At 66.8% G+C, this 14,623-nt stretch carries 12 protein-coding genes; 8 read left to right on the forward strand and 4 right to left on the reverse strand.

All coding sequences use genetic code 11. The features are described from left to right. Positions 1–5: 5 nt before the first annotated feature. From AC27VE_RS20025 to AC27VE_RS20050, 6 genes are read left to right on the forward strand one after another with little or no spacing between them, the layout of a single operon-like run. Positions 6–548: a chemotaxis protein CheW gene (locus AC27VE_RS20025; RefSeq protein WP_280025985.1), complete on the forward strand. Its 543-nt coding sequence runs from the start codon at positions 6–8 to the stop codon at positions 546–548. Beyond that, the gene (locus AC27VE_RS20030; protein WP_488704778.1) at positions 545–1,846 is read left to right on the forward strand and encodes a CheR family methyltransferase; all 1,302 of its coding nucleotides are present in this window, start codon (positions 545–547) and stop codon (positions 1,844–1,846) included. Before AC27VE_RS20025 ends, AC27VE_RS20030 begins: the two co-directional genes overlap by 4 nt. Next, on the forward strand, positions 1,839–2,498 hold the full coding sequence (locus AC27VE_RS20035; protein ID WP_488704779.1) for a chemotaxis protein CheW: 660 nt from the start codon (positions 1,839–1,841) through the stop codon (positions 2,496–2,498). The genes AC27VE_RS20030 and AC27VE_RS20035 overlap by 8 nt, the downstream gene beginning before the upstream one ends. Then, positions 2,495–4,801 carry a hybrid sensor histidine kinase/response regulator gene (locus AC27VE_RS20040; protein WP_488704780.1) on the forward strand — a complete coding sequence of 769 codons (2,307 nt, stop codon included), beginning with the start codon at positions 2,495–2,497 and terminating at the stop codon, positions 4,799–4,801. The genes AC27VE_RS20035 and AC27VE_RS20040 overlap by 4 nt, the downstream gene beginning before the upstream one ends. After that, positions 4,798–5,808 (forward strand): chemotaxis response regulator protein-glutamate methylesterase, encoded by a 1,011-nt coding sequence (locus AC27VE_RS20045; protein ID WP_488704781.1) that lies wholly within the window; start codon positions 4,798–4,800, stop codon positions 5,806–5,808. Before AC27VE_RS20040 ends, AC27VE_RS20045 begins: the two co-directional genes overlap by 4 nt. A 34-nt stretch (positions 5,809–5,842) precedes the next feature. Continuing rightward, the gene (locus AC27VE_RS20050; protein WP_488704782.1) at positions 5,843–6,871 is read left to right on the forward strand and encodes a diguanylate cyclase; all 1,029 of its coding nucleotides are present in this window, start codon (positions 5,843–5,845) and stop codon (positions 6,869–6,871) included. Positions 6,872–6,879: 8 nt separating this feature from the next. Here the strand turns inward: AC27VE_RS20050 and AC27VE_RS20055 are convergent, their stop codons facing one another. After that, positions 6,880–7,359: an Lrp/AsnC family transcriptional regulator gene (locus tag AC27VE_RS20055; RefSeq protein ID WP_315131448.1), complete on the reverse strand. Its 480-nt coding sequence runs from the start codon at positions 7,357–7,359 to the stop codon at positions 6,880–6,882. Positions 7,360–7,537: 178 nt separating this feature from the next. Between AC27VE_RS20055 and AC27VE_RS20060 the strand changes: the two genes are divergently transcribed. Then, positions 7,538–8,821 carry a cystathionine gamma-synthase family protein gene (locus AC27VE_RS20060; protein ID WP_424624677.1) on the forward strand — a complete coding sequence of 428 codons (1,284 nt, stop codon included), beginning with the start codon at positions 7,538–7,540 and terminating at the stop codon, positions 8,819–8,821. 14 nt (positions 8,822–8,835) lie between these two features. On the opposite strand, the gene AC27VE_RS20065 is transcribed toward AC27VE_RS20060, so the two are convergent. Next, positions 8,836–10,059 carry an MFS transporter gene (locus tag AC27VE_RS20065; protein ID WP_488704783.1) on the reverse strand — a complete coding sequence of 408 codons (1,224 nt, stop codon included), beginning with the start codon at positions 10,057–10,059 and terminating at the stop codon, positions 8,836–8,838. A 1-nt stretch (position 10,060) separates the two neighbouring features. Beyond that, positions 10,061–12,259, reverse strand: coding sequence for a TonB-dependent receptor (locus AC27VE_RS20070; protein ID WP_488704812.1), 2,199 nt, complete (start codon positions 12,257–12,259; stop codon positions 10,061–10,063). Between the two features lie 127 nt (positions 12,260–12,386). Here AC27VE_RS20070 and AC27VE_RS20075 point away from each other — a divergent pair, with 127 nt between their 5' ends. Then, positions 12,387–12,995 carry a TetR/AcrR family transcriptional regulator gene (locus AC27VE_RS20075; protein ID WP_488704784.1) on the forward strand — a complete coding sequence of 203 codons (609 nt, stop codon included), beginning with the start codon at positions 12,387–12,389 and terminating at the stop codon, positions 12,993–12,995. A 64-nt stretch (positions 12,996–13,059) separates the two neighbouring features. Here the strand turns inward: AC27VE_RS20075 and AC27VE_RS20080 are convergent, their stop codons facing one another. Next, entirely contained in the window at positions 13,060–14,580 is a 1,521-nt protein-coding gene (locus tag AC27VE_RS20080) for an MFS transporter (RefSeq protein ID WP_488704785.1), read from the reverse strand. Positions 14,581–14,623: the final 43 nt, after the last annotated feature.

Raw genomic sequence — 14,623 nt, forward strand, 5'->3', positions numbered from 1 at the left:
CGGTCATGGCTGCGCTAGCCCCTTCTTCGTCCGAGCCCGGCGCCGCGCTTGCCGCGGCGCGGCGGCTTTATCTGCTGTTCCGCATCGGCGAAGACCGCTATGCGCTGGATGCGGCGGACGTGGTCGAAGTGTTGGGCCTGCGCGCCTTCAAGCAGGTGCCCGGCACGCCGCCCTGGGTCGCGGGCATGCTGGACCGGCGCGGCGTGCCGGTGCCGGTGATCGACATGAGCGCGTTGGCAGGCCACGGCAGTGCGGTCACGGTGACCAGCACCCGTCTGGCGCTGGTGCGCTACCGCCCGGATCCCGGGGCGGAAAGCCGCTTGCTGGGCTTGATCCTGGAACAGGCGACCGAGACGGTGCATTACGACCCGGCGGCGTTCCAGCCTTACGGGCTGGACAATGCCGGCGCCCGCTATCTGGGCCCGGTGCTGAGCGACGCGCACGGCATGGTGCAGGCCGTCAACGTCGGGGACCTGCTGCCCGCCCCGGTGCGGGCGCTGCTGTTCCCGGAGCCTGGCGACAGGCGTGAAGGCGAGGCGCGGCCATGACTTTGATCGACGAATTCAGCGCCCTGCTCAAGCGCAAGATGGGCCTGGACAGCGGCTCGATCGGCAAGGCGGCGGTCGAGCGCGCGGTCCGGCACCGCATGGGCGCGGTGAACGCGGCGGACGAAAACGATTACTTGATGCGGGTGCAGGCCTCGGCGGCTGAAATGCAGCAGCTGATCGAAGCCGTGATCGTGCCGGAAACCTGGTTTTTCCGGTACCCGGAGTCGCAGGCGGCCATGGCGAAGCTGGCATGCGAACGTTTGTTCGCGGCGGGCGTGGCTGAAGACCGCGTGCTGCGCGTGCTGAGCGTGCCGTGTTCCAGCGGCGAAGAGCCGTATTCCATCGCCATGGCCTTGCTGGATGCAGGCGTTCCCGCCGCCCGGTTCCAGGTGGATGCCGTGGACATCAGCGAACGCATGGTCGAATTCGCCCGGCGCGCGGTGTATGGCCGCAACTCGTTCCGGGGCGATGATCTGGCTTACCGCGGCCGTCACTTTGCCGAGACGGCCGATGGCTACCGGTTGGCGGCGGTGGTCAGGGAAAAGGTGCGCTTTCAGCAGGGCAACCTGTTCGACACCAACCTGCTGCTGGGCGCTGCCCCTTACGATTTCGTGTTCTGCCGCAATTTGCTGATCTATTTCGACGCGGCCACACAAGAGCGCGCGGTGCAGGTGCTGCGGCGCTTTACGCGCGGCGACGGCGTGATCTTCGTCGGGCCCGCAGAAACCAGCCTGATGACGGCGCGACGCCTGCCTGCCGTACAGATGGCCCGGTCTTTCGCATTTTCGGCGCAGGCGATGCCGCCGCCCGCCGAAACGTACGCGCCGCCCAAGCCGATCGTGCATGCCTGGACGCCGCCCCGGCGACCCGTGGCGCAGCCGCCGGCGGCGCGCTTGCCCTTGCCGCATGCGGCGATTGCGGCTGCGGCGACCGTCCTGGCCCCGGCTTCGGCTCCGGCCTCGGTTCCGACTTCAAACGGCACCCACGCCGACGTGTCCTTGCGCCAGATAGCGGCGATGGCGGACCAGGGGCGCGTGCAGGACGCGCTGGCGCAGTGCCGGGCGCACCTTGAAATCCATGGCGCCAGCGCCGATGGCCTGCATCTGCTGGGCCTGTTGCAAGACGCCGTGGGCGACGCGCGCCAGGCGCAGGCCGCCTATCGCAAGGCGCTGTACCTGGATCCGACGCATCGCGAAGCCCTGCTGCATCTGGCCGCGCTGATCGCGTCGGCGGGCGATGTGGAAGGTGCCCGCCGCCTGCAAGCGCGCGCGGCGCGAGAGGAGGCCCGTCGTGAGTGAATCCATCGCGCTGCTGTCCGACGTGGACGACTGCTGGAACCGTATTGGCATCCGCGGCGACAAGAGCTGTGGCCAGCTGGCGGGGCATGTGCATTGCCGCAACTGTCCGGTCTATGCGACGGCGGCCAAACGCATCCTGGACCGGCTGCCGCCCCAGATGGACGCGCAGGACCATGAACCGGAAGCCCGACACAGCACGCGTCAGTCGTCGCTGCTGGTGTTCCGCCTGGGCCGGGAGTGGCTGGGCCTGCCCACGCGGGCGCTGGACGAAGTGGCCGGCACGCGCCCCGTCCTGACGCTGCCGCATCGCCGCGATCCGGCCGTGCTGGGCGTGACCAACGTGCGCGGCACCTTGACCGTCTGCGTGTCGCTGGCGCGCCTGCTTGGCCTGGATGCCGCGCCGGTGGATGCGCGAGAACGGGCCGCTGCCCGCATGCTGATTTTTGGCGGCACCGGCCGGGCGGTGGTGCTGCCCGTGGATGAAGTGGAAGGCATACATGCCGTGGACCTGGATGCGCTGGAGCCGCTGCCGGCCACCGTGGAAGGCGCAAGCCAGACCTATTCACGCGGCATGGCGCGTTGCGGCGGCCGCGGCGTAGGCGTATTGGACGAGAATCTGCTGATGCAAGCTTTGGAACGGAGTCTGGCGTGAATCCGGACGAGATGCGCGACGCGTCGCTCCTGGAGCTGTTCCAGCTCGAAACCCGCACCCAGGTGCAGGTGCTGAACAACGGCCTGTTGGCGCTGGAACACGATCCGACGTCGGCGGCCCAGCTGGAAGCCTGCATGCGCGCGGCGCATTCGCTCAAGGGCGCGGCCCGCATTGTGGACCTGCACCCCGCGGTGCGCATCGCGCACGCCATGGAAGACTGCCTGGTGGCCGCGCAAGAAGGGCGGTTGCGGTTGCAGGCCACCGATATCGATGCCTTGCTTCTGGGCACCGACTTGCTGCAGCGGGTCGCCACGCCAGGCGTCGAGCTGGGCGGCGAGATCGACGAACTGGTGGTGCGCCTGAGTAATGCGCCCAATGCGCCGCCAGCGGCGCCGGCCGTGCCGCCGCGTGCGCCCCGGCCGTCGGACTTCCTGCCGCCGATTCAACGCGTGGAGGATCCGCCCTTGGCGGCGCCGGCAGCGGCGCCTGTGGCCGCATCGGCGCCGTCATCGCAGACGATGGTGCGCCGGAGTTCAGATCAGGGCATTTCGGAAGGCGAGCGCGTCTTGCGCGTGACGGCGGATACGCTGAACAAGCTGCTGGGCCTGTCGAGCGAAACGCTGGTGGAATCGCACTGGGTCGGACCGTTCGGCGCATCCATGCTGCGGCTGCGGCGCATGCAGTCGGGCGCCGCGCAGGCGCTGGACGGCGTGCGTGCCGCGCTGGCTGGCCAGCACGTGGACGCACGCGTCCAGGCCGCGCTGGACGATGCCCAGCGCATCGTGGGGCAATGCCAGCAGGAACTGGCGCAACGCACCAGCGAGGTCGACGAATTCGGCTGGCGCATGAGCCATCTGGCGCAACGCCTGTACGACACCGCGCTGGCCTGCCGCATGCGTCCGTTCGGTGACGGCGTGGGCGGCATGGCCCGCATGGTGCGCGATCTGGGCCGCTCGCTGGGCAAGCAGGTGCGGCTGGAGATCGAGGGCGACGCCACCCAGGTCGACCGTGACATCCTGGAAAAGCTGGACGCGCCCCTGATGCACCTGCTGCGCAATGCGGTGGACCACGGCATCGAAATGCCGATGGACCGCATGGATGCCGGCAAGTCGCCGGAAGGCCTGATCAAACTGGCGGCGCGCCACGCCGCCGGCATGCTGCTGATCGAGCTGAGCGACGACGGAGCGGGCATTTCCCTGGACCGGCTGCGCGTCGAAGTGGTGCAGCGCAAGCTGACGAACGCCGAAACGGCTGCCCGGTTGAGCGAGGCCGAACTGCTGGAATTCCTGTTCCTGTCGGGCTTCAGCACGCGCGGCGAAGTCACTGAAATCTCGGGGCGAGGGGTGGGCCTGGACGTGGTGCAGACCATGGTGCGGCAATTGCGCGGCGCCGTGCGGATCCATCAGACCACGGGGCAGGGCACGCGCTTCGTGCTGGAAATGCCGTTGTCGCTATCCGTGGTGCGCAGCTTGCTGGTGGAAGTGCAGGGCGAGATCTACGCGTTTCCGCTGGCGTATGTCAGCCATGCCTTGCAGGTGCGCGCCGAAGAGATCGAACAACTGGAAGGCCATCAGCACTTCCGTTTCATGGACAAGCAGATCGGCCTGGTGTCGGCACGCCAGATCTTGCGCGCCGGCGAACCGGCGCCTGCGGCGGAGTCGGTGGCGGTGGTGGTCGTGGGCGATCACGACAAGCTTTACGGCATTGCCGTAGACCGCTATGTGGGCGAGCGCACGCTGGTGGTGCAGCCGCTGGACCCGCGGCTGGGCAAGGTGCAGGATGTGATGGCAGGCGCGCTGATGGACGACGGCACGCCGCTGCTGATCCTGGATGTCGAAGACATGCTGCTGTCGGTCCAGAAGCTGATCGAAGGCGGACGCCTGACGCGCGTGGATGGTGGCGGCGCGGTTGTCCAGGCGCGGCGCCGCAAGCGCGTGCTGGTGGTGGATGATTCCCTGACGGTGCGCGAACTGGAACGCAAGCTGCTGCTGAACCGGGGCTTCGAGGTTGCCGTCGCGGTGGACGGCATGGACGGCTGGAACATGCTGCGCGGCGAGGACTTCGACCTGGTCGTCACCGACGTCGACATGCCCCGCATGGACGGCATCGAGCTCGTGTCCCGGATCAAGGCGGACGCCAGGTTGCAAAGCCTGCCGGTGATGGTAGTGTCGTACAAGGACCGCGAGGAAGACCGGCGGCGCGGGCTGGATGCCGGCGCCGACTACTATCTGGCCAAGGGCAGCTTCCACGACGATGCGCTGCTTGACGCCGTCGAAGACTTGATCGGAAAGGCACTCACGTGAGAATCGGGATCGTCAACGATCTGCAAATGGCGGTTGAGACCATGCGGCGCGCGATTGCGCTTGAGCCCGGCCTGGAAGTGGCGTGGGTGGCAAGCGACGGCGAACAGGCGGTGGCGCAGTGTGCGCGCGACCGGCCGGACGTGGTGCTGATGGACCTGATCATGCCAGTGATGGACGGGGTAGAGGCCACGCGCCGCATCATGGCGGAAACGCCTTGCGCTATTGTCGTGGTGACGGCGGACGTGGCCCGCCACACGGCGCGCGTGTTCGACGCCATGGGCTATGGCGCGCTGGATGCGGTGGATACGCCGGTGGTGGGCGATGCCGACATGCGCACGGCCGCCGCACCGCTCTTGCGCAAGATCCGTAATATCGGCTGGCTGATCGGCCGCTACGGCAATCGGCCGGCGTTGACGCCCGTGGACAAGCCATCGCCCAAGGCGTCCGCGCAGCGCCTGCTGGTGATCGGCGCGTCGGCTGGCGGCCCGGCCACGCTGGCGCAATTGCTGCGCGACGTGCCGCTGGATTTTCCCGCCGGCATCGTGCTGGTGCAGCATGTGGACGCCTCATTCGCCGCGGGCATGGCGGATTGGCTGAACGACCAGGTGCTGTTGCCGGTACGGCTGGTGCGGGAAGGCGAACGGCCGCTGCCGGGGCAGATCCTGTTGGCGGGCACCGACGACCACCTGCATTTGCTGGCGGATGGCTCGCTGCGCTACACGGAAGACCCGAAGGAAAGCCTGTATCGGCCGTCCATCGACGTGTTCTTCCACAGCGTGGCGCAGCATTGGCGCGGCACCGCGGTCGGGGTGCTGTTGACCGGCATGGGGCAGGACGGGGCGCGCGGGCTGAAGGCCCTGCGTGAACGGGGATGCCTCACCATCGCGCAGGACCAGGCCACCAGTGCCGTATACGGCATGCCGAAAGCGGCGGCGGCCATGCAGGCGGCGGTGGAAATCCGACCATTGAACCAAATCGCTCCCCGCTTGATCCAGGCGTTTGCCTGAGCGGCCCGATATCGTCAGACATCAAGGAAATACTATGCACCCTCCCATTGACAGCTCGGCTTCCGCGGATCTGAATTCGCATGCAGCCATGGTGCTGCTCGTCGACGACCAGGTGATGGTCGGCGAAGCGATCCGGCGGGCGCTGGCGACGGAGGGGAATATCGATTTCCACTACTGCTCAGACCCCTACAAGGCGCTGACGGTGGCGATCCAGACGCGTCCCACCGTCATCCTGCAGGATCTGGTGCTGCCGGGCGTGGATGGCTTGAGCCTGGTGCAGGAATACCGCAACCATCCCGTCACGCGCGACATCCCGATCATCGTGCTGTCCACGAAGGAAGATCCGGCTATCAAAAGCGCGGCCTTTGCGGCGGGCGCCAACGATTATCTGGTGAAGTTGCCTGATTCCATCGAACTGGTGGCGCGCATCCGCTACCACTCGCGTTCGTACCTGGCGCTGGTGCAGCGCGACGAGGCCTACCAGGCCCTGCGCCAAAGCCAGCAGCAGTTGCTGGAAAGCAATATGGAATTGCGCCGCCTGACGAATTCGGACGGCCTGACCGGCCTGGGCAACCGCCGCTATTTCGACGAATACCTCAACGCCGAATGGCAACGCGCGCGCCGCGACGGCCGCGAGATCAGCATGCTCATGATCGACGTGGACCACTTCAAGGCCTACAACGACACCTATGGCCACATCGCGGGCGACGAAGCGCTCAAGCGCGTGGCCAACACCATTTTCGCCAGCTGCGACCGGTCTACCGACCTGGCGGCCCGCTTCGGCGGCGAAGAGTTCGCATTGGTGCTGCCGGGCACGCCCGCCGGCAGCGCGCGCCTGGCCGCAGAAAAGCTGCGCCGCGCCGTCGAGGCCATGCAGATTCCGCAGAAGGACACGGGTTCGGGGTCGTGGCTGACGGTCAGCATCGGTACTGCCACGGCCGTGCCTGCGGCAGAGCAGCCATGCACCGACCTGATTCTCACGGCCGACCGCGGGCTGTACCAGGCCAAGCACCAGGGCCGCAACCGCGTCGTGCCGGGCCAGATGCCGCCCGTGGCGGAATAGGCGGCCGCCTACAGGTGCAGTTTGGTCGACGACTTCACTTCATGCATCGACAGCGTGCTTAGCAATTCCTTCACGCCGGGCAAGGTGCGCAGGCGGTTGCGCACGAATTCGGAATAGGCGTCGAAGTCGCGCGCGACGATATGCAGCAGGTAGTCGTGTTGGCCGGTGGTGTTGTGGCAGGCCAGCACTTCGGGCATGGCGGCCACGGCCGCCTCGAAGGCGTGGCACAGTTTTTCAGTGTGGTTCTCCAGCGAGATGCTGACGAACGCCACCACCCCCATCCCCAGCGCGCGGCGGTCAAGAATGGCCTGATAGCCGCGGATGACGCCCGAGGTCTCCAGCCGCTTCAACCGTTTCCAGCAAGGCGAGGCCGACAGCGATACGCGCTCGGCCAGCTCGGCATTGCTCAGGCGTCCATCTTCTTGAAGGATTTTCATGATTTTCCAATCGATCGCGTCAAGTTGATGTAACAAGGCAGTGTCTTTCATAAATTCGTTCTGATGGGAAACAACGTTTCCCATTATCGCGGTCTTGTGACTGAAATGGAAAGAATATTGGGATGGCCTGCGCCCATACTGCAAGACATCCCGAGGCGGCCGGCGCTATTGTCATCGAATGCGAGACGCGCCTGCCCGGTCGGCTGGAACCCCAGAGAAGAGGCACACCATGACGTATTCGACCTATCACAAGAAAGAGTTTTTTGGCCGTCCCCTGCATGCCGAGACGCAGATGATGTCGTACGGCTACGACCCCTTCCTGTCGGAAGGGGCGGTCAAGCCGCCGGTGTTCCTGACGTCGACGTTCGCGTTCCGCTCGGCCGAAGACGGCGCGGCCTTTTTCGACCTGGTGTCGGGGCGCAAACCCCTGCCGCAGGGCGAATCGGCCGGCCTCGTGTACAGCCGCTTCAACCATCCCAACCTGGAGATCGTGGAAGACCGGCTGTCGTTGCTGGACGGTTCGGAAGATGCCGCCGTGACCTCCAGCGGCATGGCCGCGATTAGCGCGGTGCTGATGGCTTTTCTGCGGCCTGGCGACCAGTTGGTGCAGTCACTGCCGCTGTACGGCGGTACCGAGACCCTGATCGCCAAGATCTTCCCGGAATGGGGCATCGGATCGCATCCGATCCAGGACGGCTTGTCGCCCAAGCACATGCGGGCCGCGCTTGAGGCCGCCGCGGCCAAGGGACCGGTACGCGTGTTCTATATCGAAACGCCCGCCAATCCCACCAACTCGCTGATCGATTTTGAGGCCATGAAGAACGAGCTGGACGCGTTCGAAACGCGCCACGGCTACCGGCCGATCTCGGTATGCGACAACACGCTGCTGGGGCCTATCTTCCAGAAGCCCGCCGAACATGGCGTGGACTTGTGCGTGTATTCGCTGACGAAATACGTGGGCGGCCACAGCGACCTGGTGGCGGGCGCCGTCACGGGCACCAAGGAGTTGATCAAGAAGGTGCGGGCGATCCGCAGCGCGTTCGGTTCGCAACTGGATCCGCATTCCTGCTGGATGATCACACGCTCGATGGAGACCGTGGTGCTGCGCATGAAGCAGGCGGCACGCACGGCGACCAAGGTGGCCCAGTGGCTGGCGGGCAACCCGTATGAAAAAGTGCAGATCTTCCATCCCGAGATGATCTCCGACCGCGCGTATCAAGAGGTCTACAAGCGCCAGTGCACCGGGCCGGGGTCGACGTTTGCGTTCGTGCTGGACGGCGGGCGCGAGCGCGCGTTCCGCTTCATCAACGCGCTGCATCTGTTCAAGTCGGCAGTCAGCCTGGGCGGCACCGAATCGCTGGTCTGCCATCCCGCATCCACCACGCATTCGGGCGTGCCGGCGGCCGAACGCGATGCGGCAGGCGTGTCGGAAGGGCTGATCCGCGTGTCCATCGGGCTTGAGCACGAAGAAGACCTGATCGCAGACATGGACAACGCCTTCCGCAAGCGCTGACCGGGTCTGCCCGCCTAAGCCTGGGGCGCAGGGCGGCGCCCGGGCAGGGCGGACAGCAGCCAGGCGGTGGACAGTGCCGCTGCGATACCCGCCGTGGCGTAGAACGGCAGCCAGCCCGCGCGCGCGATCAGGGCCGGCATGCCCAGCAGCGCCAGCGTGCCGATGAATCGGCCCACGCCATACAGCAGGGAGTAGTCCGTGGCCGCTTGGCCGCCCGACGCCCAGCCCAGGATGAGGCCGCCCAGCACGATGTAGATGCCGGCCACGCAAGCGCCCGCCGTCACCGACGCGGCAATCGCCAGCCCGGCATGGCCGCCATGCACGGCCGCCATGATGGCGGTCGTACTGGCCACCGCCGCTCCGACGAACGCCCACAAGACCGGCCGCGGCGCGGCGCGCGTCAGCAGCCACGGCGTGGCGATGGCGGCCGCCAGGTTAGCCAGCGGCGCCGCGATGCCCATCACCCAGCCGATGCGCGCCAGCGGCACGCCCAGGTCCACCAGCATCAGCCGGTTCATGTTGAACAGCGCCATCAGCGCGCAGGTGACCAGGCTGACACGCAATAGCCGGCTTTGCATCACGGGCTGGCGCAAGGCCGCGGCCAGGCTGGCTTGCGCTGGGGCGCGGCGGTGCGGGCCTGGACCGGACTCCTGCAGCATCCATACGGGAACCGTCGCCAGCGCCATCACCGCGGCCAGCAGCAGGAAGACGCCGGTCCACCCCACGCTGGGGAAGACGCCCACCAGCAAGCCGCCGCCGAACACCGCGCCCAGCGACATCCCGCCGACCTTGGCGCCTGAGGCGGCCGAGCGGTAAGCGGCCGGGATGTGTTCGACCGTCCAGGCGTCCAGCGCCACATCCATGGTGGACACGGACAGGGTGGCAGCCAGGGCCAACGCGTACAAGGTGGGCACGGGCAGGGCGGCGCCAAATGCGATGCCGACCACCGCCGCTACGCCGACGGCCTGCGCCGTGATGATCCAGCCGGTGCGCCGGCCCAGCCAGGGCAGTGCCCGGCGGTCGATCCAGGGCGCCCACAGGAACGTCAGGCCAAAGGGCAGGTACAGCGCAAACACCCAGCCCATCGAGGCCAACGCCACGCCCTTGCTGCGCAGGATCGGACCGATGCCTCCCTGTACGAAGCCGATCACCGCGCCCAGCGAGACGTACAGCGCCGCCACCGCGGCCAGCGGCAGCCAAGGCGAAGGCGGGCGTGCGCAAGTCGTGCGCGTCGTCATGTCAGAACTTCCAGCTCATGCCGACGCCGGCCAGCCGTTCCTGGCCAAGGCGCACGGAACTGACCGTCGGCCCCCAGCTTTGGCCGGCGATCAGGTACTGCTTGTCGAACAGGTTGTAGACGAAGCCGTAGATTTCCAGCGGCCCGTTGGACCAGCCCGCGCGCAGGTTGACGACCTCGTAGGCGGGCAGCGTAAAACTCTCTTTGACGTCGGCGGCGCGTGCCCCCACGTGCTGCCAGACGATCTGACCATTCAGTTTTCCCGGCAGGCCCAGTCCTTGTGCGGGCGCTTCAGCCTGCACCCCGAGGTTGGCCGTCAGCTTTGGCACGTTCGGCACGCGGTTGCCCGATTGCGCGCCCGTGGCGCTGCCCGCCGGCACCGACGCCAGTTCCGCGTGGGTGTAGCCCACGCCGCCGATCAGCGTGACGTTCGGATGCACGCGCGCGGCGAACTCGACTTCCGCGCCTTTGCTGCGGTAGTCCAGCGACGCCGGCGTGAACAGCAGCGCGGACGGACTGAAGACGATCAGGTGGCCGTTCTTGACATCGTTCATGAACACGGACGCGTTCATGTCCAGGCGACGGTCCAGCCATTGGGATTTCACGCCTACTTCATACGTCCAACTGGTGGAGGCCGCAAAAGGCGTTTCCGGTTTGCCAGTGGGCGTGTTGACCGAGACGCCGGCAAAGCCGCCCGACACGTAGCCGCGCGACACGGTAGCGTAGGTCATCAGCGTGTCCGTCCAGTCGTAGGACAGGCCGGTGCGCCCGGTCAGGAAGTTGTCGGATAGCGTGCTGTGCTGGCGGTAGCTGTCGACGACGGCAGGGTTGCCGTTGCCGGTGAACTGGTAACGCGCGTCTTTGCTTTCGTGCGTGTAGCGCAAGCCCAGCAGACCCTTCAAGCGCTCGGTGACCGGGACGCTGGCCTCGCCGAACAGGGACACACTGTCGGTCTTGATGCGGTTGGCGTGCGTGCCGTTCTGCGTCTGGAAGTTGAAGGCGGCGGGCGATGCGTTGGCTCGGGTGTCGTTGGCGAAGCTGGAGTGGAAATAGTTGGCACCTACCGTCCAGCCCAGTGCGCTGGTTTCGGGCGAACTCAAGCGGAATTCCTGCTGCCACGTCTGCTCGCGGAAATGGATGTCGGCGAAGTCCGCGTAAGGCGTGTTGAAGACCGAGGCGGCGCGGCCCGTCATCGCGGAATAGATCAATCCGTCGGTCAGGTCGAACGCCTGGGTGGAACGTGAATCCAGATAGCTGGTCAAGGAGGTCAGCGTGAAATCTTCGAACTCGTGTTCCACCTTGACGCTGCCGCCGGCATCGCGCCAATCGATCCGATTTTCCGGGTCGACCGCCGTCTGCGGGAAGTGCGGGTTCTGGGCCCAGATGAAGCGCGGGGCCGCACTTTTTTGCTGGTCGTAGGTGCCCGTGAACGTCACGACCGTATTGGCGCCCGGCGTCCACAGCACCGTGCCGCGCGCGGCGCCCACGTCCGCCCAGCCGTCCTTGCCGCCCGACGCCAGATTGGACACCGTGCCGTCGACCGTGGTGTAGCGCAAGGCCAGTCGCGCGGCGACGGTGTCGGACAGCGCCTCGTTGCCTACCAGTTCCCCCAGCCGGTGGCCGTGGCTGCCGATTTCGCCCCGTATTGAATATTCGCGTTCAAAGCGCGGCAAATTGGGGATGATGTTGATGGCGCCGCCTTGCGTGTTGCGGCCGAACAGCGTGCCTTGCGGGCCGCGCAGCACTTCCACGCGATCGATGTCCAGCAGGGTGGGCGGGGCGCCATAGACCGAGCGCGGCACGTCGTTGGCGTACATCACGACGGAGGTGTCGTCAGGGGACAGGGGCGCGAACGAGCCCACGCCGCGGATGTTGAAGACATTGGAATTCTGGCCACCCGTGTCCACGAAAGACAGGTTGGGCGAGGACCGGGCCAGGCCGGCATTGCCGGCGGTGGGGGCGGCGTCGACGCGCAATTGTGATTCGCTCAGCACGGTCATGCTGATCGGCACGCTTTGCGCGCTTTCCTCGCGGCGGCGGGCGGTGACCGTGACGGGGGCAAGCTCGACGGCAGTGGCGGAGTCGGGCGTTGACGGCTTGGCGGACCCGTCGGGCGCCTGGGCCCAGCCGGGCGAGCTGGCCAGCGCAAGCGCCAGGCATAGGGGGGAAAGGGCATGGCGGGGCGTGGCCTGCGACTTCAACACGGGTGACTCCAGAATCGTTAATGAGAATTTCTCGCAATTCTATTGACTAAACAGTTGGTCAGTCAATTGATCGATTCGTTCCGTCACCGTAAAATGGCAGTCAGATCAGACAGGAGAACAAGGCATGGCAGAGCTGCGCCCGCAGTACACGACGCCGGATGCGCGCGACGTCATTCTGGAATCTGCGTTGACGCTCTTTGCGCGGTCGGGCTTCGATGGGTCGACGATGCGCTTGATCGCGCAGGAGGCTGGGGTGTCCCCAGGCCTGATTCACCACCACTTCAAGGACAAGGAAACCCTGTGGTCGAAGGTGGGTGAGTGCATCACCGAGGACTTCATGGCCGCGATCGAACCGGCCATCCGGTTGCCGGTGTCCGCTCGTACCGTGCCGGACATGGTGGGCGGCTACCTCACTTACTGGAAATCGCATCCCGCCGCGCTGCGCTTTCAGCTGTGGCGCGTGATGGGCGCACAGGAAGCCGAGCGCCGGACGCGGTCAGAAAGGTTGAACCAACTGTTCGTGCCGGTATTCGCCGCCGCGCAGAAAGCGGGTTTCGTGCGCAACGACATTCCGCCCGGCCAGGCCATGATCACCACCGGCGCGTTGATCCAGTACTGGCTACACAGCCGCATCGAAGTCGAGGATGCGATTGCGGTGGGGGGTGGGCAGTTGCCCGGCGAAGACGCGTTCCTGAGCTACGTGCTGAGCCTGATCGCGCCCGCAAAGACATAGCAAAGCCGATCATCGGAAAGGCAACACGGCGCGCCGAAGCGCGCCGTGTTGCCGCGGGATGCGCTCAGGCGGCGTGCGCCGATCTGCGCGTGCGGTTCAGCAGCACGAAGACGGCGGTGGCCAACAGCATCACGGTGGCGGTCGCGATCACCACCGCATAGCCGGTGTCGAAGGCCGACTTGGCCACCTGCGTCAAGGCGGCCGCAACGTCTGCCGGCAGGCCTTCGGCCACTAGCAGCGCGTCGTCCAGGCTGTCGCGTACGGACGCCGCCTGCGTCACGCCCGCCGGCACGTCCAGCGTCTGCGCGTAGACGCCGGTCAGGATCGATCCCATCAACGTCACGCCCAAGGCGCCGCCCAATTCGTACGACACCTCTTCGATCGAGGCCGCCATGCCGGCGCGTTCCGGCGTGGCGCTTTGCATGATGGAGCTGGAGGCCGCCGTCATGGTGGCGCCGATGCCCACGCCCAGCACGGTCAGGCTGGCCATCTGGGCCATGAACGACCCGTCATAGCTCAGCAGGTACCCGCCCATGCCCAAGCCCGAGACGGTCAGCGCCAGGAACATCAGGCGGGGGCCGCGGATGTAGGCCAACAGCCATCCCGCCAGCGGACCCGCCACGAAGGCGGCCAGCGGCAGCGGCAGGATGTAGAGCGCGGCCTGGATGGGCGACATGCCCACCACCAACTGCAGGCGCTGGCTGAACACGAGCTCCATGCCGAACAAGGCGGCGCCCGCGAACAGGGCGGCGGCAACACCCGAACTGAAGGTGGCGTTGCGGAAGATGGCGAAGTCGATCAACGGGTACGGACGACGGCGCTGGCGGCGAACGAACACCGTCAGCATCGCAACGCCCGCCACGCACGCCAGGCCCGCATGCAGCCACGATGTTGCGGCCTTGCCCAGTTCCTTCAGCGCATAAGCGCAAAGGATCAGCCCGGCCATGACCTGCAGCGAACCGGCCAGGTCCCAGGGGCGCGCGGCGCTGGGCCGGCTGGCGGGAATGCAGCGCCAGGCGAGCGGTAGCGCCAGCAGCACGATCGGCACGTTGATGAGGAACACCGAGCCCCACCAGAAGTGCTCAAGCAGCACGCCGCCCACGACGGGGCCCAGCGCAGCACCACCGGAGGCGACCGACGCCCAGATGCCGATGGCAACGGCGCGTTCGCGTTCGTCGGTGAAGGTGAGGCGGATGATGGACAGCGTGGCCGGCATCATCATGGCGGCGCCCACCGCCAGCAGCACGCGGGCGGTGATCAGGGCGGGGGCGCCGGGCGAATAGGCGGCGGCGAGCGAGGCCACGCCGAACACGGCCAGGCCCATCATGAACAGGCGCTTGTGGCCGAGCCGGTCGCCCAGCGTGCCCATGCCCAGCAGCAGGCCGGACACGACCAGCGCGTAGACGTTCACGATCCACAATTTTGCCGAGGCTGAGACGCCCAGGTCGTGCGTGAGCCGGGGCAAGGCGGTGTACAGCACCGTCATGTCCACCACGATCAACAACAAGGCGATGGACACGATGGCCAGCACCAGCCAACGGCGCGGATCGGCCGTGGCGACAGCGTTCGAATGAGTCCGCTGCATAGTTCTACTCCTGTGAGGCAACTGAAAACCGGCGGCTGCTACG

Source organism: Achromobacter sp. 18P8.1.1 (assembly GCF_057799415.1).

What these genes read in the sequence shown, in the direction of transcription:
- AC27VE_RS20075 (WP_488704784.1), top strand. Translation starts at nt 12,387, where the DNA reads ATGGCAGAGCTGCGCCCGCAGTACACGACGCCGGATGCGCGCGACGTC.
- AC27VE_RS20060 (WP_424624677.1), top strand. Translation starts at nt 7,538, where the DNA reads ATGACGTATTCGACCTATCACAAGAAAGAGTTTTTTGGCCGTCCCCTG.
- AC27VE_RS20080 (WP_488704785.1), bottom strand. Translation starts at nt 14,580, where the DNA reads ATGCAGCGGACTCATTCGAACGCTGTCGCCACGGCCGATCCGCGCCGT.
- AC27VE_RS20030 (WP_488704778.1), top strand. Translation starts at nt 545, where the DNA reads ATGACTTTGATCGACGAATTCAGCGCCCTGCTCAAGCGCAAGATGGGC.
- AC27VE_RS20055 (WP_315131448.1), bottom strand. Translation starts at nt 7,359, where the DNA reads ATGAAAGACACTGCCTTGTTACATCAACTTGACGCGATCGATTGGAAA.
- AC27VE_RS20050 (WP_488704782.1), top strand. Translation starts at nt 5,843, where the DNA reads ATGCACCCTCCCATTGACAGCTCGGCTTCCGCGGATCTGAATTCGCAT.
- AC27VE_RS20025 (WP_280025985.1), top strand. Translation starts at nt 6, where the DNA reads ATGGCTGCGCTAGCCCCTTCTTCGTCCGAGCCCGGCGCCGCGCTTGCC.
- AC27VE_RS20065 (WP_488704783.1), bottom strand. Translation starts at nt 10,059, where the DNA reads ATGACGACGCGCACGACTTGCGCACGCCCGCCTTCGCCTTGGCTGCCG.